Genomic DNA, 21,667 nt, shown 5'->3' on the forward strand with positions numbered 1-21,667 from the left:
ATCGCCTCAAAAAAACTCCTGTCGTCCCGCCCGGAAAGTGGTTGCTGCCGGCGGCCAGTGTCAAGTGTCGCCCGCGCCGCGACGGCGCAGGAACCAGTAGCCCAGGACGCAGACGAGCGCAAAGGCCAGGCCGTACCAAGTGACGGCATATTGCAAATGATTGTTCGGCAGATCGATGCGGGTGACGCCGCCAACCGGCAGGCCACCGGGATTGGGTGCGTCGTCGGCATCGACGTAGAAGGGGTAGACCTTCTCCCCGGCAAGCCCGGCCGAGCGGGCCATGGAGCCGAGGTCCTTCCAGTAGAAGATGTTATTCGTCGTGTCGTTGTCGGGCACGATGAAGGAAGGTTTCTCCGCCGGTGCCGTGCGCGCGAGGCCGCCGACTTCCACACTCCCGGGCACCTGCCCCTCGGAACGGGTGGCCGGGTCCTTGCGGTCATACGGCACGAAGCCGCGGTTGACGAAGATGTAGTGGCCGTCGGCGAGCCGCAACGGCGTGTGCACAAAGAAGCCGGACTGGCCATGCCAGGTGGCGAGATAGTGCCGTTCCGCCCCGTGCAGGAATGAACCGGTGACCGCCACCGGGCGGTAGTCGACATCGCCGCCCTCGGCGTTGAGGCGGGCAACCTCCTCAAGCGGCCTTGGCGCGGCGGCAATCCGCTCCTCGATGCGCTGGACGAGCCCTTCTTTCCATTGCAGGCGCTTGACCTGCCACGTGCCGAGCACCAGGAGAAGCACCAGCATGGGGATGCTGATGGCGAGAAGCAGGAAGCTTCCGCGGGGGCCGGTGTCGTGCTCGGCTACACTCATTCCGCCTTTTCCAACCGCCCCTCGGCGGCCTTGTTCCGGTATTGCAGGGCGATGAGAAGCCCCTTTATCAGCCGAAGTGCCGTCAGCGAAAGCGCCAATGTGAGCGGTACCCACAGCAGAAAATGCAACCAGAGCGGCGCGCCGGTCGTCACCTCCAGCCACAGGGCAAGGCCGACGACGATGAAGCCGATGATGAGGATGACGAAGACAGCCGGGCCGTCGCCCGAATCGGCAAAACCGTAGTCGAGCCCGCAATTGGCGCAGCGCTTGCCGATGCTCAGGAAGCCGGAGAAGAGCCTGCCCTCGCCGCAGCGCGGGCAGCGGCCGGAGAGCCCGGCGCGGACCGGATCGACCGGCGGCCAGATGGCCTTGTCTTCACTCATCGCACGTTTCCCGTTTCACTAAAAAGACAGGGGGCAGCCGTTCGTCGCGGCCGCCCCCACCACAAATTGCGGTCTTCGTCGGTCAATGTGCAATCGTCGCGCCAGCCGATGCCCACACATAGACGAAGGAGAAGAGGAACAGCCACACGACATCAACGAAATGCCAGTACCAGGCGGCAGCCTCGAAGCCGAAATGCTGCCGCGGCGTGAAGTGACCGGCCATGGCACGCAACAGGCACACGGCCAGGAAGATCGTGCCCACGATGACGTGGAAGCCGTGGAAGCCCGTCGCCATAAAGAAAGTCGCGCCATAGATCGAATCGCGGAAGGCGAAAGGCGCGTGCAGGTACTCGTAGGCCTGAACGCTGGTGAACAGAAGGCCGAGCGCCACGGTCAGCGCCAGGCCGGAGACCAGCCCCTTGCGATCGTTCTCCAGGAGCGCGTGATGCGCCCAGGTGACGGTGGTGCCGGACAGGAGCAGGATGATTGTGTTGTAGAGCGGCAGGTGGAAGGGATCGAGAACCTCGACGCCCTGCGGCGGCCAGACGCCGCCGGTGAACTCGGCCCGGCTAACCTGGGCCGCCTCGCCCGGGAACAAGCTGGCGTCGAAGAACGCCCAGAACCACGCCACGAAGAACATCAGCTCGGAGGCGATGAACATGATCATGCCGTAGCGCAGATGCAGCGAGACCACCTTGGTGTGATGCCCCTCCTGGGCTTCCTTGATGGTATCGCTCCACCAGGCGAACATGGTGTAGAGCAGGATCAGCATGCCGACCAGGAAGAGCCAGAAATTGGCGGCCGCAAGGTTCATGCCGAAGAGCGGGAAGGTCGCGCCCTGCGCTGCCTTCATCCAGGCGATGGCGCCGATGGCCGTCACAAGCGCGCCGACCGAGCCGATGAATGGCCAGGGGCTCGGATCGATGATGTGGTAGTCGTGGTGCTTTGCGTGGGCGCCAGCCATGTTATCCCTCGATCTTCTGGTTCTTTGCTTCCTCGGGGCGCGGCGCTTCGACCGATCCCTGAGGCAGCGGGTAGAATGTGTAGGAAAGTGTGATCGCCTTCAGGTCTTTCAATTCCGGCACGTTCACGATCTCCGGGTCGACGAAGAACTGCACCGGCATCTCGTATGACTGGCCGGGCTGCAGCTCCTGTTCGGTGAAGCAGAAGCACTCGACCTTGTTGAAATAGGCGCCTGCAAGGCCCGGCGCGACGTTGAAGGTTGCGGTACCGGTGGTGGGCCTGGAGGACAGGTTGCGCGCCACGTAGGCGATCTCCACCGTCTCGCCGATCTTCATCGTCACCTGACGCTGTTTGGGCTTGAATTCCCACGGCAGCGCGGCGTTCGTGTTGGCGTCGAAGCGGACGGTGATCTCGCGGTCCAGGATGGTGTCGGAATACTGCTCCACCCGCTGCGTCGTGCCGCCGTAGCCGGTGACCTGGCAAAAGAGCTGGTAGAGCGGCACGGCCGCATAGGACAGCCCCACCATGCCGGCGAATACGCCGACGCAGAGCACTGCCACGCCGCGGTTGCGGCGGTCGCGAGCGCTGTCGGAACTCGTCGTGCTCATCGCGCTCCTCACATGGCCCGGTCGAACAAGGACGGCCCCAGCTTCATGAGGCTGCCCAGATAGACGATGATGACAAAGGCGGCGAGCGCCAGAGCGATCGCGATGGAGCGGTTGCGCCGCGCCTTCAACTCTTTCTCCGTCGGCCTGATACGATCGTCGTCCGGCATCGCATCAAGCTCCAATGCGCGAGATCATGCCGTCGACGAGCAGAGCGGCGAAGATGGCGAAGAGATAGACGAGTGAATAGGCGAACAACGCCTTGGCCGGGCCCATCGCCCGGTCGCCTTCATCCATCCTCAACACATGCCAGGAGTACCAGACGAAGCCGCCGCCGAGCACTGCCGCCACGGCGCCGTAGGCCATGCCGGCGAAGCCGAGAACGCTCGGCAGAACGCCGCTGGCGGCCACCAGAACGGCGTAGGCGAAGATCTGCCGCTTGGTGTGTTCCTCGCCGGCCACATTCGGCATCATGGGGATGCCGGCACGGGCGTAGTCGCCGGTCTTGAACAGCGCCAGCGCCCAGAAATGCGGCGGCGTCCAAAGGAAGATGATAAGGAAGAGCACGAGGCTTTCCAGCGTCACCGAGCCGGTGATCGCCGCCCAGCCGATGACCGGCGGCAGCGCACCGGCGGCCCCGCCGATAACGATGTTCTGCGGTGTCGAGCGCTTCAGCCACATGGTGTAGATGACGACGTAGAAGAAGATGGTGAAGGCCAGAAGGCTGGCGGCCAGCCAGTTGGCCATCAGGCCCAGCGTCATCACCGAGAACGCCGACAGAAAGAGGCCGAAGCCCAGCGCCTCGCCCGGCGCCACGCGCCCTCTCGGCAAAGGCCTGCCCGCCGTGCGCGCCATCTTGGCGTCGATATCGGCGTCATACCACATATTCAACGCGCCCGCCGCACCCGCGCCGACGGCGATCGCCAGGATGGCGATGACAGCCAGAAGCGGGTTGGGCGTGGCCGGCGCCAAGACCATGCCGACAAAGGCGGTGAAGACGACGAGCGACATGACGCGCGGCTTCAGAAGCGCGATGAAATCGCCCGCCGTCGCCTCGGAGAGGCGGCCGACGTCTCCATCCACATGCTTTCGTTCGACCAGCGCCATGTTTCTACGTTTCACTCAAAGCCGGCGCGCCCGGACATCCGTTCCGGGCCACGCCGTTTTTCCAGTTTACCTGATCCTCGGCAGCTCTTCCCACTGGTGGAAGGGCGGCGGCGAGGGAAGCTGCCACTCCAGTGTCGTTGCGCCCTCGCCCCATGGGTTGGCGCCGGCGATGCGCTTCTTCGCGAATGCCTCGATCACGCCGTAGAGGAAGACGAGCACGCCGATCGCCGCCAGATAGGAGCCGTAGGAGGAGACCATGTTCCAGCCGGCGAAGGCATCCGGGTAGTCGATGTAGCGGCGCGGCATGCCGGCGAGCCCGAGGAAATGCTGCGGGAAGAAGATCAGGTTCACGCCGATGAAGGTGATCCAGAAGTGCAGCCGGGCGACGAAGGAATTGTACATGTAGCCCGTCATTTTCGGGAACCAGTAGTACCAGGCCGCGAAGATGGCGAAGACGGCGCCCATCGACAGGACGTAGTGGAAGTGGGCCACCACGTAATAGGTGTCGTGCATGGCCCGGTCGAGGCCGGCATTGGCGAGCTGCACGCCCGTCACGCCGCCCAGCGTGAACAGGAAGATGAAGGCGACCGCCCACAGCATCGGCACGCGGAAGGAGATGGAGCCGCCCCACATGGTGGCGATCCAGGAGAAGATCTTCACGCCCGTCGGTACCGCGATCACCATCGTCGCGAAGACGAAGTAGCGCTGCGCATCGAGCGACAGGCCGGTGGTGTACATGTGGTGCGCCCACACGACGAAGCCGACGGCGCCGATCGCCACCATTGCATAGGCCATGCCGAGATAGCCGAAGATCGGCTTGCGCGAAAAGGTCGACACGATGTGGCTGACGATGCCGAAGCCGGGCAGGATGAGGATGTAGACCTCCGGGTGCCCGAAGAACCAGAACAGATGCTGGAAGAGCACGGGATCGCCGCCGCCGTCCGGCGCGAAGAAGGTCGTGCCGAAATTGCGGTCCGTCAGGAGCATGGTGATGCCGCCGGCCAGAACGGGCAGCGACAAGAGCAGCAGAAAGGCCGTGATCAGCACGGACCAGGCGAAGAGCGGCATCTTGTGCAGCGTCATGCCGGGTGCGCGCATGTTGAAGATGGTGGTGATGAAGTTGATCGCACCGAGGATCGACGAGGCACCGGCGATATGCAGCGACAGGATGCCGAGATCGACCGCGGGGCCGGGCTGGCCGACGGTCGACAGCGGCGGATAGATCGTCCAGCCCGTGCCGGCGCCATAGCTGCCGGCCGCGCCGGGCACGAACATGGTGAGCAACATCAGGATGAAGGCCGGCGGCAGGAGCCAGAAGGAGATGTTGTTCATGCGCGGGAAGGCCATGTCCGGCGCGCCGATCATGATCGGCACCATCCAGTTGGCAAAGCCGCCGATGAGCGCCGGCATCACCATGAAGAAGATCATGATAAGGCCGTGGGCGGTGGTGAAGACGTTGTACATCTCCTTGCCGGCATCGATGGCCGCCGCACCCTCATAGCCGTAGACCATGGACGCCAGGCCGTGGAATATCTGGATGCCCGGCTCGGCGAGCTCCCAGCGCATCATCACCGACAAGAAACCACCGATGACGCCGGCGAAGATCGCGAAGATCAGATAAAGGGTGCCGATGTCCTTGTGGTTCGTGGAATACACCCAGCGCACCCAGCCCTTCGGCTTGTGATCATCGTGGTGGGTCTCAGTCGCAGCGCCTGCCATGTTTCCTACCGCTCCAATTGTCCTTAGCGTCGCCCGGCTTATTCCGCGGCAGCGACCTTGTCTTCGCCCTTGCCATCCTCGATCGCCGCCGTCAGTGCCCTGTAGGCGCCACCCAGATCTTCCTGCGCGGCCGCGTACCAGTTCTGGTACTGGTCCTGCGAGACGACGCGGATGGCGATCGGCATGAAGGCATGGTCCTTGCCGCACAGCTCAGAGCACTGTCCGTAGTAGAGGCCTTCGCGCTCCGCCTTGAACCAGGTCTCGTTGATGCGGCCGGGCACCGCGTCGGCCTTGATGCCGAAGGCCGGCATGGCGAAGGCGTGGATCACGTCGCTGGACGTGACCAGCATGCGCACGGTCTGACCGGCCGGCACCACGACTTCGTTGTCGACGGTAAGTAGGCGCGGATACTGTGTCCTGTCCTCCTTGCCGGCGCCGGCACGATCGCCGTCCTGAAGCATCAGCGAGGTGAAGGAGAGCGGGTTCTCGCTGTCCTGGTACTCGTAGTCCCAGTACCACTGAACGCCGGTGGCCTTGATGGTCACGGCCGGTTCTTCCTCCGGCGTGTACTGGGCCGTAAGAAGCTGGAAGGAGGGCACGGCCAGAAGCAGAAGCACGATCACGGGGCCGACGGTCCACAAGACCTCGATGAGGGTGTTGTGGCTGGTGCGCGAGGGCACCGGATTGGCACTGGCGCGGTAACGGACGATGCACCAGGCCAGAAGCACCATCACCAGAAGGGTGATCGGCACGATGAACCACAGCGTGTAGGCCTCGAACCAGCGAATCTGCTCCATGATGCCCGTCGCGGCGGGCTGGAACCGTACCTGCCAGGGTTCGGGTTGCGCGGCGTGGGCACCGGTGGCGACCAGCGACAGCGCGAAGACCCAAAGGCTCGCAACAAACTTCTTCATAACCCTCGTCATCTCCCGATCAATGCGCTTTCTGCCGGCGGTGCGCCGGATACGCCAAAAGCCTGCAGCCCGGCGAGAAGCCGCATCGAGACCTGTTCAATACAGGCGCGTTCAAATCATACTCTCATGCGAACCGCAAGAAAGGCGTAGAACGTCGCATGCGGCATTTTTGCGCTGCCGCCCCGCCGGTGCCGACTTGTCCGCAATTCTGACCGATTCGACAACAAGTGTGGGCGGCGCTTTGGGTAAAGGCCGCCTGGAATGGCTATTTCCTTTTCGGGCATGCATCGTCAGGATAGGTGGCCGTGATTCGTCGGGGAAAAGAGGTTCATCATGCCGTTGGTCGTACGTGTGGTGGCGGTGCTCGCCACAACATTGGCCGTCATCCTGCCCGCCGCCGCGCAGCAGCAGCAACAGCAGGAGGGATCCGTGCGCTCGACCCACGGCGCCTGGTCGATCCTCTGCGACACGCCGGCCGGTGCCGCCAGTGAGCAGTGCATCATGATGCAAAACGTGGTGGCTGAGGACAGGCCGGAGGTGGGCTTGTCCGTAGCGGTGCTGCGCACCGCCGACAACAAGGCGGAGATCATGCGCGTTCTGGCGCCGCTCGGTGTGCTGCTGCCCAACGGGCTCGGCCTCTACGTCGACGGCGAGGATATCGGCCGCGCCTATTTCGTGCGCTGCTTCCAGGACGGCTGCTATGCCGAGGTGATCCTCGAGGATACGCTTCTCGGAAAGTTGAGGAACGGCGAATCGGCCACCTTCATCGTCTTCCAGACTCCCGAGGAGGGTATAGGCATCCCGGTCGACCTTGAGGGCTTTGGCGAAGGCTTCGACGCTCTCCCGTAAACGTAGATCCTTTACCCACGCTCGCGCGCATAGGCGTAGAGCACGACGCTGATTCCGGCGCCGATCGCCATGCCGACGGGCAGGCTCTTGGTATCGACCGCGATGCCAAACGTGGTGCCGATGGCAATGCCGATCGGTATCCAGGTTTCAGGCCGCATACGGGTTCTCCGTGTCGCCGTCCCAATGCATGCGCAGCCAATTTGGCGCCTGCCACACTGGATCGACGGTAGCAGGCACCTTAGATTGGAACAAACCGCCTGCAAGGAACCCCCTATGACAAAAGCCCTGACGCAACTGTTCGACTGCTCCGAGGAAAAGCTGAAAAACATCGTCTCGGAAACGATCGCCGGCGCCGATGACGGCGAGTTGTTCCTCGAATACCGCGAAGGCGAGGCGCTGGTCTTCGACAATGGCCGGTTGAAGACTGCCAGCTTCAACACCGACCAGGGCTTCGGCCTGCGCGCCGTTGCCGGCGAGGCAACGGGCTATGCCCATTCGAGCGAGCTTTCCGAGGCGGCACTGAAGCGGGCGGCGGATGCCGTCTCCACCGTCAAGCATGGCTATTCCGGCACGCTTGCCGCGCCGCCATCCGGCACCAACCAGCGCCTTTACGGCGAGGACAACCCCATCGCCGCGCCTGGGTTCGAGGAGAAGGCGAAGCTCTTGCAGGAGATCGACGGCTGGCTGCGCGCGAGGGACCCGCGCGTGCGCCAGGTGACGGCCTCGCTCGCAGCGTCCTGGCAGCATGTGGAGATCCTGCGCGCGGACGGGCAAATCGCGCGCGACATCCGCCCGCTGGTGCGCATGAACGTTTCCGTCGTGGTCGGCGACGGCGACCGGCAGGAGACGGGCTCCTACGGCATGGGTGGGCGCAAGAGTTTCGGCGAATTCCTGGCCGAGGATTCCTGGCGTTTCGCCGCAGAGGAGGCGCTGCGCCAGGCGCTGGTCAACCTGGAGGCGGTCCCCGCGCCCGCCGGCACTTTCGATATCGTGCTTGCCAATGGCTGGCCGGGTGTGATGCTGCACGAGGCGGTGGGCCACGGGCTTGAGGGTGACTTCAACCGCAAGAAGACCTCGGCATTCGCCGGCCTGATGGGGAGCCAAGTCGCCGCCAAGGGCGTCACCGTCGTCGACGACGGCACCATGGCCGAGCGGCGCGGCTCGCTCACCATCGACGACGAGGGCACGCCATCCGGCCACAATGTGCTGATCGAGGGCGGCAAGCTGGTTGGCTACATGCAGGACCGGCAGAACGCCCGCCTGATGGGCATGCGCCCGACCGGCAACGGCCGGCGCGAATCCTATGCGCATGAGCCCATGCCGCGCATGACCAACACCTACATGACGGCTGGCGACAAGACGCCCGAGGAGATCATCGCTTCGGTGAAGAAAGGCGTCTACGCCGTCTCTTTCGGCGGCGGACAGGTGGATATCACCTCCGGCAAATTCGTCTTCGGCTGCACCGAGGCCTACCTGATCGAGGACGGCAAGGTGACCCGGCCTATCAAGGGCGCCATGTTGATCGGCAACGGGCCGGACGCCATGCATCGCGTCTCGATGGTCGGCAACGACATGAAGCTCGACACCGGCATCGGCATGTGCGGCAAGAACGGCCAGGGCGTGCCCGTGGGCGTCGGCCAGCCGCATCTTAGGATGGACAAGATGACGGTGGGCGGCACACAGGCGTGATGCCGGCCTCCATCGTCATCCTCACCGGCGCCGGCGTCTCGGCCGAATCGGGCGTCGACACCTTCCGCGATACGGGCAGTATCTGGTCTCGATACGACTACCGGCAAGTGGCCACGCCGGAAGGTTTTGCCGCCGATCCGGCGCTGGTGCACGACTTCTACAACCAGCGCCGCAGCGGATTGGCCAGGGTTGCCCCCAATCCGGCGCATTGCGCGCTGGCGCGGCTGGAAGCCGAGCATCCGGGCCGATTGACCCTTGTCACGCAGAACATCGACGACCTGCATGAGCGGGCAGGCTCGAAGAACCTGATCCACATGCACGGAGAACTCACCAAGGCGCTCTGTGCCCGCTGCGGGTCCCGGCACGAGTGGCACGGGGACCTTTCAACAGAAGTGCTCTGCCCCGCTTGCGATGAAGCCGGCGGTCTGCGGCCGGATGTCGTGTGGTTCGGGGAGATGCCTTATCACATGGAGCGCATCTACGAGGCGCTGGGCGACTGCGATCTGTTCCTCGCCATCGGCACCAGTGGCAGCGTCTATCCGGCGGCGCAATTCGTGCAGGAGGCGGGCCGCGCCGGCGCGCGAACGGTGGAGCTCAATCTGGAGCCTTCGGAGACGTTCGGCGATTTCGACGAGGCGATCCATGGGCCGGCCAGCCAGGTGGTGCCGGACTATGTCGAACAGCTATTGAAAGGCAAATAGAACCGCCTTTTGCCGTCTAGCGCGAAGGCTACGTCACACCGATCACCACGCCGCCCATCGCCGCGACCAATACGACGACCCAGGGCGGGGCCTTCCACGCCATCAGAAGCACGAAGCAGATAAGCGCCAGCGCGAACTCGTGCGGCCCGACGACGGCGCTGGTGAAGACCGGGTCGTAAAGGGCCGCGCCGAGAATGCCGACGACGGCGGCGTTGGTGCCGCGCATCATCGCCTGTGCGGTGCGGCGCTTGCGGAACGCGTCCCAAAACGGGATGACACCGAGCAGGAGCAGGAAGCCGGGCAGGAAAATGGCGATCAGGGCAATAGCGGCGCCAGCAAGCCCGTTGGGTGCCGGCTGCAGGACCGTGCCGAGATAGGCGGCAAAGGTGAAGAGCGGGCCAGGCACCGCCTGCGCGGCGCCGTAACCGGCCAGAAACGCGTCAGGCGATACCCAGCCTCCGCGGACCACCTCCGCCTCCAGCAGCGGCAGCACCACGTGGCCGCCACCGAAGACGAGGGCGCCGGCGCGGTAGAACGCGTCGAAGACCGCGGACCCTTGAGAAAAGGCCGCCAGGACGGGCAGTCCGAACAGCAGGGCGAAGAAGAGGGCGAGCGAAACGGCCCCGAAGGCGCGCGAAACCGGAAAACTCACATGCCCGGAGACCTCCTCGCCGGCCGCCCGGCATAAAAGCAGGCCGGCCACTCCACCGAGAGCAATGGCGGCGATCTGGCCGAGGGAGCCGGCGACGATAACGACCACCAGCACTGCACCGAGCGCGATGCTGGCACGCTTGCGATCGGGGCAAAGGTTTCGCGCCATGCCCCAGACGGCCTGGGCGACGATGGCGACGGCGACGATCTTCAGTCCGGAGACGATGCCGCCGCCGATGGGCCCGCCGAAGGCGGCAGCACCGAGGGCGAAGAGGACCAGAAGGATCGCCGAAGGCAGCGTGAAGGCGGCCCAGGCAGCCAGCGCGCCAAGCGGCCCGCCGCGCAACAGCCCCAGCGCCAAGCCGACCTGGCTCGACGCCGGGCCCGGCAGAAACTGGCAGAGCGCGACGAGATCGGCATAGCCCTTCTCGTCGATCCACCGGCGCCGCAGCACCAGTTCGTCGCGGAAATAACCGAGATGGGCGATCGGCCCGCCGAAGGACGTCAGGCCGAGCTTGAGGAAGGCCGAAAGGACTTCACCGGCCGAGCCCTCGGCGCCCCGGTTCTCGCGCCGCGTCGTCCTTGCGTCGTCCATCGTTCATTGTCTCGCAAGTGGATGCAGCCCGCACGGAGCGGGCTTTCGCGTTCCGTATATTCGAAGGTGGTGGTCGACGTATAGGCGTGGAGCAGGAGGTTCCGGCTCAGCCGCGTTTCCCTGGCCTTTCCAGAAGCGCCACCACCTCGACATGCGGCGACCACAGGAACTGGTCGACGGGAATCACCCGGGCGAGGCGGTAGCCGCCTTCAACGAGGATCGCCAGATCGCGGGCGAGCGTGCCGGGGTTGCAGGAGACGGCGGCGACGCGGCGGACCGCGGAACGGACGATCTGTCTGCACTGGTCTTCGGCGCCGGCGCGCGGCGGGTCGAAGACGAGGCCGTCGAAGGCACCGAGTTCCTTCGCCGTCAGCGGGCGATGGTAGAGGTCGCGCTTCTCGGTCGTCACCGGCTTCAGGCTGGGCGTATTTCTTGCCGCTGTCTCCAGCGCCGCCAGGGCGGCCGCATCGCCCTCCACGGCATGGACGCGCATGCCGCCGGCAAGCCGCAGCGCAAAGGTGCCGCTGCCGGCGAAGAGGTCGGTCACGTGCTTCGCGCCCATCAGATGCGCCGCCACGAGGCCGGCCATCACCTCCTCCGCCACAGCGACCGCCTGCAGGAATCCGCCAGGCGGCAAACTTACCGGCACCTCGCCGTGAAGCACCGTCGGCTTTTGGCGCTCCACCAGCACCTCGCCGTCGAGCGAAAGCCGTGCATACCCGTTGTCCAGCGCAAACGCCACCGCCTGCTGCCGGCGCTTTTCGTTCAGCTTGCCGGCGCCCTCCGCCGCGATGTCCAGTCCGGTGCGCGTGGCCGTGACCATGAGGCGAAAGGGCTTTGGCGTGGCCGCCAGCAACCTGGCAAGCCGGCGCAGATCCGGAAGGGCAGCGACGATCTGGGGATCGGCGACCGGGCATTCCTCGACATCGACGACGCGGTGCGACTGGACAGCGTTGAAGCCCAGCAGCATGCGCTGCCCCATTGCCCGCGCGGTGAAAGCCAGGCGGCGGCGCGAGGCGGGCGGACAGGCAACGAGCGGCGCCACATCGGCGCCGAGGCCACGGCTTTGCAGAGCGTTGACGACCTTCCCGCGCTTCCACTCGGCATAGGCTTCCCTATCGAGATGCTGCACGGCGCAGCCGCCGCAGGCGCCGAAATGCCGGCAGGCAGGCTCCGCACGCCGCTCGGAGGCCTGGTCGATCTCGACAAGTGTGCCCCGCCGCCCCGATACCCGGACCTTCACCGTCTCGCCCGGTAGCGCGAAAGGAACGTAGATGGGGCCGGCCGCCGTGTTGGCCACACCGTCACCCTGGGCACCCAGCGTTTCGATGCGCAGCGTCTCGTTCATCACACCTTCCGCCCGGCCAGCAGGAACTCGCGGTTACCGTCACCGCCCTCGATGGGCGACGGGACGAGACCGACGGCACGCCAGCCGTCGTTCGTTTCCAGCCAGCCCCTCATCTCGTTTGCGACCTCCTCCGCCTTTTCCGGCGCGCGCAGCAGGCCTCCCCTGCCGATCGCCTCGCGTCCCGCCTCGAATTGCGGCTTGACGAGGAAAAGGCCCTGCGCGCCGGGTGCGGCTAGTTCAAGCGCCGGCGGCAGCGCCAGCTTCAGCGAGATGAAGCTGACGTCGGAGACCAGGAAATCCGGCCGCCGCCCGCCGATCGCCTCGAGCGTGAGATGGCGCGCGTTCACGCCTTCAAGGCACGTCACGCGCGGATCAGCCTTCAGCCGCTCGTCCATCTGATCGGCGCCCACATCGATAGCCGTCACGTGGGCCGCACCGCGCTCCAGAAGCACCTGTGTGAAGCCACCGGTGGAGGCGCCGATGTCGAGCGCGTGAGCGCCTTGTGGGTCGAGGCCGAAAGCGTCGAGCCCATGGATGAGCTTGAGCGCGGCGCGCGAGACGTAGCGCTGCGCCGGATCGTCCACGGCGATTTCCGCATCAGCCAGCACCGCCTGCCCCGGCTTCACCGCCGCGGCGCCCTCCACGCGCACCGTTCCGCGCAAAATGGCGTCGCGGGCGCGGGCGCGGCTTTCAAACAGGCCGCGCTCGACCAGAAGCTGGTCGAGGCGGAGACGGGTCGTCGGTGTGGTCATGGGTGTTCGGTGAAGGATAACGGCAGGGATGGCAAGTGCGGCGCGATGGGCTCCGGTCAAGCCCGCGCCACCTGCTCCTCCTGTCCAAGTGCGGCGAATACCGCGCGCACAATGCCGGCGGCGTCGAGGCCGGCGTCGGCGTACATCTTCTCCGGCTTCGCCTGGTCCATGAAGACGTCGGGCATCACCAGCGGGCGCACCTTCAGGCCGCTTTCCAGGAGGCCCCGGTGGGCGAGGAAGTGGAGCACATGGGCGCCGAAGCCGCCGATGGAGCCCTCCTCGATGGTGAGAAGCACCTCGTGCCCGCGCGCCAATTGCGTTACGAGGTCGGCGTCGAGCGGCTTGGCGAAGCGCGCGTCGGCGACCGTTGTCGACAGGCCGGCGGCTTCCAGTTCGTCGGCCGCTTTGAGGCATTCCGCCAGGCGCCCGCCCAGCGACAGAAGCGCCACCTTGGTGCCCTCGCGGATGACGCGGCCCTTGCCGATCTCCAGCGCCTGTCCACGCTCCGGAAGTTCGACTCCGACGCCGTTGCCGCGCGGATAGCGGAAGGCGATGGGGCCGCCATCGTGGACAACCGCCGTGCGCACCATATGCTTCAGCTCCGCCTCGTCGGCAGCGGCCATGACGGTGAAATTCGGCAACGTCGCCAGATAGGCGATGTCGAAGGCGCCGCAATGGGTGGCGCCGTCCGCACCCACGAAGCCGGCGCGGTCGATGGCAAAGCGCACCGGCAGGTTCTGGATCGCAACGTCGTGCACCACCTGGTCGTAGGCGCGCTGCAGGAAGGTGGAGTAGATGGCGGCGAAGGGGCGATAGCCTTCCGTGGCAAGCCCGGCGGCGAAGGTCACGCCGTGCTGCTCGGCGATGCCGACGTCGAAGGTGCGCTCGGGGAACTCCTTGCCGAAGAGGTCGAGCCCGGTGCCGGACGGCATAGCGGCGGTGACGGCGACAATGCGCTCGTCCTCACGCGCTTCCTGGGTAAGGCTTTGCGCGAAGACTTTCGTGTAACTCGGCGCATTTGCCGGCGACTTTGCTTGTGCACCGGTGATGACATCGAACTTGGCGACGCCGTGATACTTGTCGTCCGCCGCCTCCGCCGGGGCGTAGCCTTTGCCCTTCTGGGTGACGACATGGATGAGCACCGGGCCGTGGCCGTGGTCGCGCACGTTCTTTAGGACGGGCACGAGATGCTCCAGATTGTGCCCGTCGATGGGGCCGATGTGGAGGAAGCCCATTTCCTCGAACAACGTGCCGCCGGTGACATAGCCGCGCGCGTGCTCGACAGCGCGGGTGATGGCGCGGTCGACGCTCTTGCCGAGATAGGGGGTGAGCTTCTTGCCGAAGTCGCGGATGCCCTGATAGGCGCGGCCGGAAGCAAGGCGCGCCAGATAGGCGCTCATGGCGCCGGTGGGCGGGGCGATCGACATGTCGTTGTCGTTGAGGATGACGATAAGCCGCGCGTCGAGCGCGCCGGCGTTGTTCATCGCCTCATAGGCCATGCCGGCGGACATGGCGCCGTCGCCGATGACGGCGATCACGTTGCGCCGCCCGCCCGAAAGATCGCGCGCCACGGCCATGCCGAGACCGGCGGAGATGGAGGTGGAGGAGTGGGCTGCCCCGAACGGGTCGTAGGCGCTCTCCGCGCGCTTGGTGAAGCCCGACAGCCCGCCCTCCTGGCGCAGGGTGCGGATACGGTCGCGACGGCCGGTCAGGATCTTGTGCGGATAGGCCTGGTGGCCGACGTCCCATATGACCCGGTCGTCCGGCGTGTCGAAGACATAGTGCAGCGCTACTGTCAGCTCGACCACGCCGAGCCCGGCGCCCAGATGTCCGCCCGTCTGCGAGACGGCGTCGACCAGTTCCGCGCGCAGCTCGTCGGCGAGCTGCGGCAGGTCCTTCTCGTCGAGCCCTTTCAGGTCCGCCGGAATGCGGACACGATCAAGGAGGGGTGTTTCGGGAGGCGATTTCACGCTTTGCTCGCTCGTTGCCGGTTGCAGGGACATAAGCGTTCGCGGACGCAAAGTAAACGCGGCAAGGCCGCGCTCCTTCTACTGCGGGTCGAGCGGCTCGGTGCCGGCAGGCGCGCCCTCGCGGGAGAGGCGGATCTTCTCCACCTTGTCCTCGGCCGCCTTCAGGAGCCGGTTGCAATGGGCCTTCAGCGCCTCGCCGCGCTCGTAGATGCGGATCGACTGCTCAAGGGGCACGTCGCCCTGCTCCAGGTCGTTGACGATCTTCTCCAGCGCTTCCAGCGCCTGCTCGAAGGTCATCGCCTTGATGTCGTCGTTGGCTGCGGCATTGTTGGCGTCGATGTTCATTCTCTACCCCTTCATCAAGCGCCCGACATGGGCGGCCACCGAGAGAGCCAGCCCTTCGAGGTCGTAACCGCCCTCCAGCAGGCTGACAAGGCGGTTGTCCGACCAGCGCCCAGCCCGTTCCATCACTCTCGCCGTGGCCCAGCTGAAATCGTCCTCGGTGAAATTGAGCTCGGCCAGCGGGTCGCGATAATGCGCATCGAAACCGGCCGAAATGATGATCAGGTCGGGACGGAATTCGTCGAGCCGCGGCAGGATCGTACCCTTGAACGCCTCGCGGAAGGCCTCGCCGTCGGTACCCGCTGAGAGCGGCACGTTGACGATGTTGCCGGCGCCGGTCTCTTCGGCCGCACCCGTGCCGGGATAAAGCGGCATCTGATGGGTGGAGCAGTAGAGCACCGACGGGTCGTCCCAGAAAATGTCCTGGGTGCCGTTGCCGTGGTGCACGTCCCAATCGACGATGGCCACGCGCTCGGCTCCATGCGCGTCCTGCGCGTGGCGAGCGGCGATCGCCGCGTTGTTGAACAGGCAGAAGCCCATCGCCTGGTCTTTTTCGGCATGATGGCCGGGCGGACGGATGGCGGCGAATGCATTGTCAGCGCGCCCGGCGAACACGTCGTCCACCGCGGCTGTGGCCGCGCCTATGGCCCTCATCGCGGCCTCCCAGCTCCTGGGGCTGACGGAGGTGTCGGCGTCGATGCGCGCCAAGCCTTCGGCGGGAATCGCCTCCTTTACCCGGCGGGCATAGCTTTCAAGGTGCGCGAGGAGGATTGCCGTCTCGTTCGCCATCGGCGCCTCCACCCGATCAAGCGGGGCGAAGACTTCGTGCGCCAACACCTTTTCGATAGCGCGCAGCCTGTCCGGCCGCTCGGGATGGCCGAGCGGGGTCAGATGCTCCAGGCAGACGGGATGTGTGTATAGCCGCGTGGTCATGCCCCGATATAGGCGTTGACGCCGGCTTTGGCCACGCCGCGCGGTGCCCTTCAACAGGGTTTGGGCGTCAAGGCGCCGCAAGGCCCCTATTCGCGGTCCTTGACCCGAAGGCCTGCCAGAAATGCCTCGAAGGCGTGCACGGCCTTGCGCGAGGAGGCCTGCGGCTCCGGCGAATTGGCGATCCACAGGGAAGCGCTCAGCATCGCGCCGTTGAGGAGACGCGCTAAGGCCTCGGCATCCGTGGCGACGATCGTCCCCTCCTGCACGAAACGCTCCAGGCTCGCGGTCATCGAGAGGATGCAGGCGCTCTGGTTGGGCCAGTTGGCGGGATCGCCCAGCACCGCCGGCCCGTCGCGCAGCACAATGCGCTGTATCTCCGGCTCGAGCGCCATCTCGATATAGGCGATGCACTCGTCGACAAAGCCCTGCCACGGATTGCGCGCCTTTGCGGAGATGGCGCAAAGGCGCGCGTTCATCTCTGCATCGATCTCGGCGATAACGGCCTGCAGAAGCCCCTTCTTGTCCCCGAAATGGTGATAGAGCGCACCACGCGTCAAACCGGCCTCGGCGGTGAAATCGTCCATGGAAGCATCGGCATATCCCATTGTGCCGAAGGCATGACGGGCGGCCGTGACCAGCTTGCGCCGGGTCTCCGCTATCATTTCGCTGCGAGGTTTGTGCGCCATTCTCTTCCTTTCACATACGACACGTATATATTTAGTTGACATACGCCGCGTATGCAATTACCTCATTGACATACGCCGCGTATGTTAGCGGCGCGCTCTCATCAATCGAAGGATCGCGTCATGCCGAACCCGTATCGTGAAGTCTTCCAGGCGCCGGGGGCCAAGGGCTTTGCCGCCGCCGGATTTCTGGCGCGCCTGCCTGTCGCCATGGCCACCATGGGCATCGTCACCATGCTTTCCCAGAGCCATGGCGAGTACTGGTTGGCCGGTGCGGTCTCCGCCACATTCGCCCTCACCAATGCCTTTGTCGCGCCGCAGATTTCCCGGCTCGTCGACCGCCACGGCCAGAGCCGCGTCCTGACGCCTGCAACAGCCGTATCCGTCGCGGCCTTTGCGGGATTGATTCTCGCCACCCATCTCCGGTTGCCCTACTGGACGTTGTTCGCCTTCGCCTTCATCGCCGGCGTCATGCCCAGCATGCCGGCCATGGTGCGGGCGCGGTGGACGGGGCTCTATCATGGCACGCCGAAGCTTCACACCGCCTTCGCCTTCGAGTCGGTGCTCGACGAGGTGGTCTATATGGCGGGCTCGGTGCTGGCGATCGGGCTCAGCGTCAGCCTCTTCCCGGAGGCAGGACCGCTGGCGGCCACGCTGTTCCTGGCCGTGGGCACGGCGCTGTTCGTCGCGCAGAAATCCACCGAACCGCCGGTCCGTCCGGTCGAGGAGAAGGCAAGCCGGTCGGCGCTCGGTGTCCCGGCGGTGCAGATCATCACCTTCACGCTGATCGCGGTCGGCACGATCTTCGGCACGGCCGAGGTGACGGTGATCGCTTTCTCAGAGGAACTCGGCCAGAAGGGCGCGGCGAGCTTCGTGCTGGCCGGCTATGCGGGCGGTTCGCTGGTCGTCGGCCTCGTCTTCGGCACGCTGAAGCTCAAGGCCTCGCTCGGCCGGCAGTTCCTCGTCGCCAACGCGATCGCCATGCTGACGACCCTGCCCCTTCTGTGGGTGAACGGCATTCCGCTCCTGGCGCTCATGCTGTTCCTCGCCGGCGCGTCGATCTCGCCCACCTTCATAACCGCGTTCGGACTGATCGAGCGGCTGGTGCCCTCTTCCCAGCTTACCGAGGGCATCACCTGGGCCATGACCGGTATCTTCATCGGCATGGCCGTCGGCTCTTTCGTCTCGGGCTATGTGATCGATGCCTTCGGTGCGCAGAGCGGGTTCTGGGTGTCGGTCGCGGCGGGCGGCGTGGCTGTGGCCACCGCGCTTTCCGGTCAGCGCATCCTGCAGAGGCCTTCAGCCACCATCATGCCCGAAGCGGCGGTGGCGTAGCGGCCACCCGTCCGTCGCCTTTAAGGCCATCCGCAAGGCGGGTGGCCTTTACAGTATCTCCGTCGAGGCGATCTCGATGCCGAAGCCTTCGAGGCCGACATAATGGCGTTCACGCGAGGCGAGCAGCTTGATGGAGGTGATGCCGAGATCCTTCAGGATCTGTGCCCCGAGGCCGACCTCGCGCCACTCGCTTTCGCGCTTCACCGCTTCCTCGTGCGCTTCGGCATCTCCAGCCCGGGGGCGGTGATGATGATGGGCGACGCCGACAGAACCCTCGCGCAGATAAACCAGCACGCCACGCCCCATGGTGCCCATGGATTTCATGATGTCCTGCAGCCGGTATTCCGTGCCGAACACGTCGGCGACGACATCCTCAGTGTGCAAACGCACCGGCACCTCCGTGCCATCGCGGATGTCGCCGAAGACGATGGCCAGATGCTGCATGGCCTCCCAGGGCAGCGTATAGGTATGGACGGTGGCCGTGCCGCCAGGGGTCTCGATCTTGAAGCAGGCGATGCGCTCGACCAGCGTTTCCTGGCGCTGGCGGTAGGCGATGAGATCGGCGACGGAGACTTGGCTGAGGCCGTGCTCTTCCGCAAACGCCGTCACCTGCGGCCCGCGCATGACCGTGCCGTCGTCGTTGACGAGTTCGCAGATGACGCCGATTAGCGGCAGACCGGCAAGCTTGCAGAGATCGACCGCCGCCTCCGTATGGCCGGAGCGCATGAGCACGCCGCCCTCGCGGGCGATCAGCGGGAAGATATGGCCGGGCCGCACGAAGTCGCTGCTGCCGACATTGGGATTGGCGAGGTTGCGCACCGTCAGCGTGCGATCTTCGGCCGAGATGCCGGTGGTGGTGCCGTGCTTGAAATCGACGCTGACGGTAAAGGCCGTCTGATGGGGGGCGTCGTTCTCGGCTACCATGGGCGCGAGGTTCAGCCGCCGCGCCTCCTCGCGCGGCATGGGCGCGCAGACGATGCCGGAAGTATGGCGCACGATGAAGGCCATCTTCTCCGGCGTGGCATGGACCGCGGCGACGATCAGGTCCCCCTCGTTCTCGCGCCCGTCATCGTCCATGACGATGACGATCTCGCCGCGCTCGAAAGCGCGCAGGGCGTCGACGACTTTCCGCTGGTCATAAGGCATGTTTTCTCGCTGCGGTTAGGGGAATAGGGCCCTACCCTTTCCCCGTTTGTCCTCGGTGACGCAAGTAGTGATCGGCAATGGTGCAGGCAAGCATGGCCTCGCCGATGGGCACGGCGCGGATGCCCACGCAGGGGTCGTGGCGGCCTTTGGTCGTTACGTCGACCTCCGCGCCCGTCTTGTCGACCGATTTTCGCGGGGTGAGGATGGATGAGGTGGGCTTCACCGCGAAACGGGCGACCACCGGCTCGCCGGTGGAGATGCCGCCCAGCACGCCGCCGGCGTTGTTCGACAGGAACACGGGCTTGCCGTCAGCGCCGGCACGCATCTCGTCGGCGTTCTCCTCGCCGGTGATGCGGGCGGCCTCGAAGCCGTTGCCGATCTCCACGCCCTTCACGGCGTTGATCGACATGAGGTTGGCGCAGATGTCCTGGTCGAGCTTGGCATAGATGGGCGCGCCGAGGCCCGCCGGCACGCCCTCGGCCACCACCTCGATCACCGCGCCGACGGAGGAGCCTTTCTTGCGGATGCCGTCGAGATAGTCGGCGAAGACGGCGACGGATTCCGGGTCGGGCGTGAAGAAGGGATTGTCTGGGTGGCCGATGAAATCCCAATCCCAGTTGGCGCGGTCGATTGCCTTCTCGCCCATCGAAACCAGCGCGCCGCGCACCTTGAGGCCGGGAACCACCCTACGGGCGAGCGCGCCGGCGGCCACGCGCACCGCGGTTTCGCGCGCGGAAGAGCGCCCGCCGCCGCGGTGATCGCGCAGGCCGTACTTCATCTCGTAGGTGTAGTCGGCATGGCCGGGGCGGTAGCGCTGGGCGATCTCGCTGTAATCCTTGGAGCGCTGGTCGACGTTCTCGATCAGCATGGAGACCGGCGTGCCGGTGGTGACCAGCGTTTCGCCGTCGTCTTCGGGCAGCACGCCCGACAGGATCTTCACCTGATCGGGCTCGCGGCGCTGCGTGACGAAGCGCGACTGGCCCGGCCGGCGCCGGTCGAGATCGGCCTGGATCTCGGCGCGGGTAAAGCGAATGCCGGGCGGGCAACCGTCGACGACGCAGCCGATCGCCGCCCCGTGGCTTTCTCCCCAGGTGGTGACGCGAAACAGATGACCGAAGGTGTTATGCGACATTGTAAACGTTTCCTTGCGCGCCGGCGCCGGAACCGCTTCTATTTGCCTTTGCAGACGCGGTCAAACAGCGCAGGGGGACACTTTTGACACATTTTGCCATTTCTATTCGGACAATCGTCACGCGCTTGTATTACAGTTCTTAGAACGCGACACCCTGAGGTCTGCCCCATGCGAATCCCTGCCGCTGTCTTGTCTCTTGCCCTTCTCGCCACGCCGGCCACTGCCGCCGACGCGGAGGGTACGATCACCGCGGTCGACGAGGAGCAGATGACGATTACGCTCGAGGGCGGCGACACCTACAAGCTGCCCCCCGAGATCGATATGTCCGCTATCTCCGACGGCATGGACGTCGTGATCGCTTACCGCGTCGACGACAACGGCGAAAAGCAGATCATGGACATGCTGCTGCCGGAATAACCTACAGCCATTCCAGCTCGCCATCGTCCACCCGCAGGATCAGGTCTTGCGGGATGTTTATTTCCGCCGCCTCTTCGGCCGACACCCCACCCACCCAATGAAATACGGCGCGCATGACGCCGCCATGGGTGACGCATATGGTCGGCCTTTCCAGAGCATCCAGCCAACCCCGCACGCGCCACGCCAGCAGCTCGTAACTTTCCGCCTCCGCCCCCGGCGGCAGGAAATGCCATTTGTGCTGCGCCCGCGCCCTGGTGCAGCCCGGCTCACGTGCTTCCAACTCCTCATATGTGAGGCCCTGCCAGTCTCCGAAATGCACCTCCTTGAGGCGCGGGTCGGTGCTGTAGCCGTATGGGGGAAGGCCCATCTCGATGCGTACCCGCTCCATGGTCTCGCAGGTGCGGCGTAGCGGGCTTGCGATGAAGTCGAAAGCGGCGGGATCGTCTATGAGACCCGCCAAGCGGCGGCCGTTGCGGTCCGCCTCGGCGCGGCCCTTGGCGTTGATGTCGGTGTCTGCCTGCCCCTGAAACCGCTCCTCGACGTTCCAGTCGGTCTGGCCGTGCCGGATGATGTAGAGAAGCGGAAGCACGGAAACCTCATGGAAGGGGCGCCCTGCCCCGTCG

The 21,667-nt window shown here is 65.5% G+C and carries 24 protein-coding genes; 5 read left to right on the top strand and 19 right to left on the bottom strand.

Annotation, left to right across the window (positions count from 1 at the left end):
* Positions 1–60: 60 nt before the first annotated feature.
* The 8 genes from GM910_RS20400 to coxB all read right to left on the bottom strand — a co-directional run bounded on the left by GM910_RS20400 (position 61) and on the right by coxB (position 6,501).
* Positions 61–810 carry an SURF1 family protein gene (locus GM910_RS20400; protein ID WP_159590649.1) on the bottom strand — a complete coding sequence of 250 codons (750 nt, stop codon included), beginning with the start codon at positions 808–810 and terminating at the stop codon, positions 61–63.
* A complete protein-coding gene (locus GM910_RS20405) occupies positions 807–1,193 on the bottom strand; it encodes a DUF983 domain-containing protein (RefSeq protein WP_159590651.1) in 387 nt (128 codons plus the stop codon). The genes GM910_RS20400 and GM910_RS20405 overlap by 4 nt, the downstream gene beginning before the upstream one ends.
* An 82-nt stretch (positions 1,194–1,275) precedes the next feature.
* A complete protein-coding gene (locus GM910_RS20410) occupies positions 1,276–2,157 on the bottom strand; it encodes a cytochrome c oxidase subunit 3 (protein ID WP_159590653.1) in 882 nt (293 codons plus the stop codon).
* 1 nt (position 2,158) lies between these two features.
* A complete protein-coding gene (locus tag GM910_RS20415) occupies positions 2,159–2,764 on the bottom strand; it encodes a cytochrome c oxidase assembly protein (protein WP_159590655.1) in 606 nt (201 codons plus the stop codon).
* 8 nt (positions 2,765–2,772) lie between these two features.
* Positions 2,773–2,931: a hypothetical protein gene (locus tag GM910_RS27010; RefSeq protein ID WP_201285559.1), complete on the bottom strand. Its 159-nt coding sequence runs from the start codon at positions 2,929–2,931 to the stop codon at positions 2,773–2,775.
* Positions 2,932–2,935: 4 nt separating this feature from the next.
* Positions 2,936–3,868: a heme o synthase gene (locus GM910_RS20420; protein ID WP_159590693.1), complete on the bottom strand. Its 933-nt coding sequence runs from the start codon at positions 3,866–3,868 to the stop codon at positions 2,936–2,938.
* A 66-nt stretch (positions 3,869–3,934) separates the two neighbouring features.
* Positions 3,935–5,587, bottom strand: coding sequence for a cytochrome c oxidase subunit I (gene ctaD, locus GM910_RS20425; RefSeq protein WP_159590657.1), 1,653 nt, complete (start codon positions 5,585–5,587; stop codon positions 3,935–3,937).
* 38 nt (positions 5,588–5,625) lie between these two features.
* On the bottom strand, positions 5,626–6,501 hold the full coding sequence (gene coxB, locus GM910_RS20430) for a cytochrome c oxidase subunit II (protein WP_159590658.1): 876 nt from the start codon (positions 6,499–6,501) through the stop codon (positions 5,626–5,628).
* Between the two features lie 333 nt (positions 6,502–6,834).
* On the opposite strand from coxB, the gene GM910_RS20435 reads away from it, so the two are divergent.
* A complete protein-coding gene (locus GM910_RS20435) occupies positions 6,835–7,350 on the top strand; it encodes an invasion associated locus B family protein (RefSeq protein WP_159590659.1) in 516 nt (171 codons plus the stop codon).
* An 11-nt stretch (positions 7,351–7,361) separates the two neighbouring features.
* On the opposite strand, the gene GM910_RS20440 is transcribed toward GM910_RS20435, so the two are convergent.
* On the bottom strand, positions 7,362–7,508 hold the full coding sequence (locus tag GM910_RS20440; protein ID WP_159590660.1) for a hypothetical protein: 147 nt from the start codon (positions 7,506–7,508) through the stop codon (positions 7,362–7,364).
* Between the two features lie 115 nt (positions 7,509–7,623).
* On the opposite strand from GM910_RS20440, the gene tldD reads away from it, so the two are divergent.
* Positions 7,624–9,039, top strand: coding sequence for a metalloprotease TldD (gene tldD, locus GM910_RS20445; protein ID WP_159590661.1), 1,416 nt, complete (start codon positions 7,624–7,626; stop codon positions 9,037–9,039).
* A complete protein-coding gene (locus tag GM910_RS20450) occupies positions 9,039–9,740 on the top strand; it encodes an NAD-dependent deacylase (RefSeq protein ID WP_159590695.1) in 702 nt (233 codons plus the stop codon). Before tldD ends, GM910_RS20450 begins: the two co-directional genes overlap by 1 nt.
* 28 nt (positions 9,741–9,768) lie before the next feature.
* Here GM910_RS20450 and chrA read toward each other — a convergent pair whose 3' ends face one another.
* From chrA to GM910_RS20485, 7 genes are all read right to left on the bottom strand, one after another.
* Positions 9,769–10,986, bottom strand: coding sequence for a chromate efflux transporter (gene chrA / locus GM910_RS20455; protein ID WP_159590662.1), 1,218 nt, complete (start codon positions 10,984–10,986; stop codon positions 9,769–9,771).
* A 106-nt stretch (positions 10,987–11,092) separates the two neighbouring features.
* Entirely contained in the window at positions 11,093–12,334 is a 1,242-nt protein-coding gene (locus GM910_RS20460) for a class I SAM-dependent RNA methyltransferase (protein WP_159590663.1), read from the bottom strand.
* Entirely contained in the window at positions 12,334–13,086 is a 753-nt protein-coding gene (locus GM910_RS20465; protein WP_159590664.1) for a TlyA family RNA methyltransferase, read from the bottom strand. Before GM910_RS20465 ends, GM910_RS20460 begins: the two co-directional genes overlap by 1 nt.
* 56 nt (positions 13,087–13,142) lie before the next feature.
* The gene (dxs, locus tag GM910_RS20470) at positions 13,143–15,056 is read right to left on the bottom strand and encodes a 1-deoxy-D-xylulose-5-phosphate synthase (RefSeq protein WP_159590665.1); all 1,914 of its coding nucleotides are present in this window, start codon (positions 15,054–15,056) and stop codon (positions 13,143–13,145) included.
* 78 nt (positions 15,057–15,134) lie between these two features.
* Positions 15,135–15,401 carry an exodeoxyribonuclease VII small subunit gene (locus GM910_RS20475; protein WP_159590666.1) on the bottom strand — a complete coding sequence of 89 codons (267 nt, stop codon included), beginning with the start codon at positions 15,399–15,401 and terminating at the stop codon, positions 15,135–15,137.
* Between the two features lie 3 nt (positions 15,402–15,404).
* Positions 15,405–16,331 carry a histone deacetylase family protein gene (locus GM910_RS20480; RefSeq protein WP_159590667.1) on the bottom strand — a complete coding sequence of 309 codons (927 nt, stop codon included), beginning with the start codon at positions 16,329–16,331 and terminating at the stop codon, positions 15,405–15,407.
* 86 nt (positions 16,332–16,417) lie between these two features.
* Positions 16,418–17,017: a TetR/AcrR family transcriptional regulator gene (locus tag GM910_RS20485; protein ID WP_159590668.1), complete on the bottom strand. Its 600-nt coding sequence runs from the start codon at positions 17,015–17,017 to the stop codon at positions 16,418–16,420.
* A 120-nt stretch (positions 17,018–17,137) separates the two neighbouring features.
* On the opposite strand from GM910_RS20485, the gene GM910_RS20490 reads away from it, so the two are divergent.
* Positions 17,138–18,349, top strand: a complete 1,212-nt coding sequence (locus GM910_RS20490) for an MFS transporter (protein ID WP_159590669.1) — start codon at positions 17,138–17,140, stop codon at positions 18,347–18,349.
* Positions 18,350–18,397: 48 nt separating this feature from the next.
* Here GM910_RS20490 and ribB read toward each other — a convergent pair whose 3' ends face one another.
* Positions 18,398–19,495: a 3,4-dihydroxy-2-butanone-4-phosphate synthase gene (gene ribB, locus GM910_RS20495; RefSeq protein ID WP_159590671.1), complete on the bottom strand. Its 1,098-nt coding sequence runs from the start codon at positions 19,493–19,495 to the stop codon at positions 18,398–18,400.
* Positions 19,496–19,526: 31 nt separating this feature from the next.
* A complete protein-coding gene (aroC, locus tag GM910_RS20500) occupies positions 19,527–20,627 on the bottom strand; it encodes a chorismate synthase (protein ID WP_159590673.1) in 1,101 nt (366 codons plus the stop codon).
* Between the two features lie 168 nt (positions 20,628–20,795).
* Here aroC and GM910_RS20505 point away from each other — a divergent pair, with 168 nt between their 5' ends.
* Positions 20,796–21,044, top strand: coding sequence for a DUF1344 domain-containing protein (locus GM910_RS20505; protein ID WP_159590675.1), 249 nt, complete (start codon positions 20,796–20,798; stop codon positions 21,042–21,044).
* Between the two features lies 1 nt (position 21,045).
* Here GM910_RS20505 and GM910_RS20510 read toward each other — a convergent pair whose 3' ends face one another.
* On the bottom strand, positions 21,046–21,633 hold the full coding sequence (locus GM910_RS20510; RefSeq protein WP_159590677.1) for a histidine phosphatase family protein: 588 nt from the start codon (positions 21,631–21,633) through the stop codon (positions 21,046–21,048).
* Positions 21,634–21,667 lie beyond the last annotated feature (34 nt).

This window comes from Chelativorans xinjiangensis (genome assembly GCF_009812055.1).
In the GTDB taxonomy this organism is placed as follows: Bacteria; Pseudomonadota; Alphaproteobacteria; order Rhizobiales; family Rhizobiaceae; genus Chelativorans; species Chelativorans xinjiangense.

Bases quoted from the DNA above. Each gene is read 5' to 3' on its own strand.
- GM910_RS20400 (WP_159590649.1), bottom strand. From the start codon at position 810: ATGAGTGTAGCCGAGCACGACACCGGCCCCCGCGGAAGCTTCCTGCTT.
- GM910_RS20405 (WP_159590651.1), bottom strand. From the start codon at position 1,193: ATGAGTGAAGACAAGGCCATCTGGCCGCCGGTCGATCCGGTCCGCGCC.
- GM910_RS20410 (WP_159590653.1), bottom strand. From the start codon at position 2,157: ATGGCTGGCGCCCACGCAAAGCACCACGACTACCACATCATCGATCCG.
- GM910_RS20415 (WP_159590655.1), bottom strand. From the start codon at position 2,764: ATGAGCACGACGAGTTCCGACAGCGCTCGCGACCGCCGCAACCGCGGC.
- GM910_RS27010 (WP_201285559.1), bottom strand. From the start codon at position 2,931: ATGCCGGACGACGATCGTATCAGGCCGACGGAGAAAGAGTTGAAGGCG.
- GM910_RS20420 (WP_159590693.1), bottom strand. From the start codon at position 3,868: ATGGCGCTGGTCGAACGAAAGCATGTGGATGGAGACGTCGGCCGCCTC.
- ctaD (WP_159590657.1), bottom strand. From the start codon at position 5,587: ATGGCAGGCGCTGCGACTGAGACCCACCACGATGATCACAAGCCGAAG.
- coxB (WP_159590658.1), bottom strand. From the start codon at position 6,501: ATGAAGAAGTTTGTTGCGAGCCTTTGGGTCTTCGCGCTGTCGCTGGTC.
- GM910_RS20435 (WP_159590659.1), top strand. From the start codon at position 6,835: ATGCCGTTGGTCGTACGTGTGGTGGCGGTGCTCGCCACAACATTGGCC.
- GM910_RS20440 (WP_159590660.1), bottom strand. From the start codon at position 7,508: ATGCGGCCTGAAACCTGGATACCGATCGGCATTGCCATCGGCACCACG.
- tldD (WP_159590661.1), top strand. From the start codon at position 7,624: ATGACAAAAGCCCTGACGCAACTGTTCGACTGCTCCGAGGAAAAGCTG.
- GM910_RS20450 (WP_159590695.1), top strand. From the start codon at position 9,039: ATGCCGGCCTCCATCGTCATCCTCACCGGCGCCGGCGTCTCGGCCGAA.
- chrA (WP_159590662.1), bottom strand. From the start codon at position 10,986: ATGGACGACGCAAGGACGACGCGGCGCGAGAACCGGGGCGCCGAGGGC.
- GM910_RS20460 (WP_159590663.1), bottom strand. From the start codon at position 12,334: ATGAACGAGACGCTGCGCATCGAAACGCTGGGTGCCCAGGGTGACGGT.
- GM910_RS20465 (WP_159590664.1), bottom strand. From the start codon at position 13,086: ATGACCACACCGACGACCCGTCTCCGCCTCGACCAGCTTCTGGTCGAG.
- GM910_RS20475 (WP_159590666.1), bottom strand. From the start codon at position 15,401: ATGAACATCGACGCCAACAATGCCGCAGCCAACGACGACATCAAGGCG.
- GM910_RS20480 (WP_159590667.1), bottom strand. From the start codon at position 16,331: ATGACCACGCGGCTATACACACATCCCGTCTGCCTGGAGCATCTGACC.
- GM910_RS20485 (WP_159590668.1), bottom strand. From the start codon at position 17,017: ATGGCGCACAAACCTCGCAGCGAAATGATAGCGGAGACCCGGCGCAAG.
- GM910_RS20490 (WP_159590669.1), top strand. From the start codon at position 17,138: ATGCCGAACCCGTATCGTGAAGTCTTCCAGGCGCCGGGGGCCAAGGGC.
- ribB (WP_159590671.1), bottom strand. From the start codon at position 19,495: ATGCCTTATGACCAGCGGAAAGTCGTCGACGCCCTGCGCGCTTTCGAG.
- aroC (WP_159590673.1), bottom strand. From the start codon at position 20,627: ATGTCGCATAACACCTTCGGTCATCTGTTTCGCGTCACCACCTGGGGA.
- GM910_RS20505 (WP_159590675.1), top strand. From the start codon at position 20,796: ATGCGAATCCCTGCCGCTGTCTTGTCTCTTGCCCTTCTCGCCACGCCG.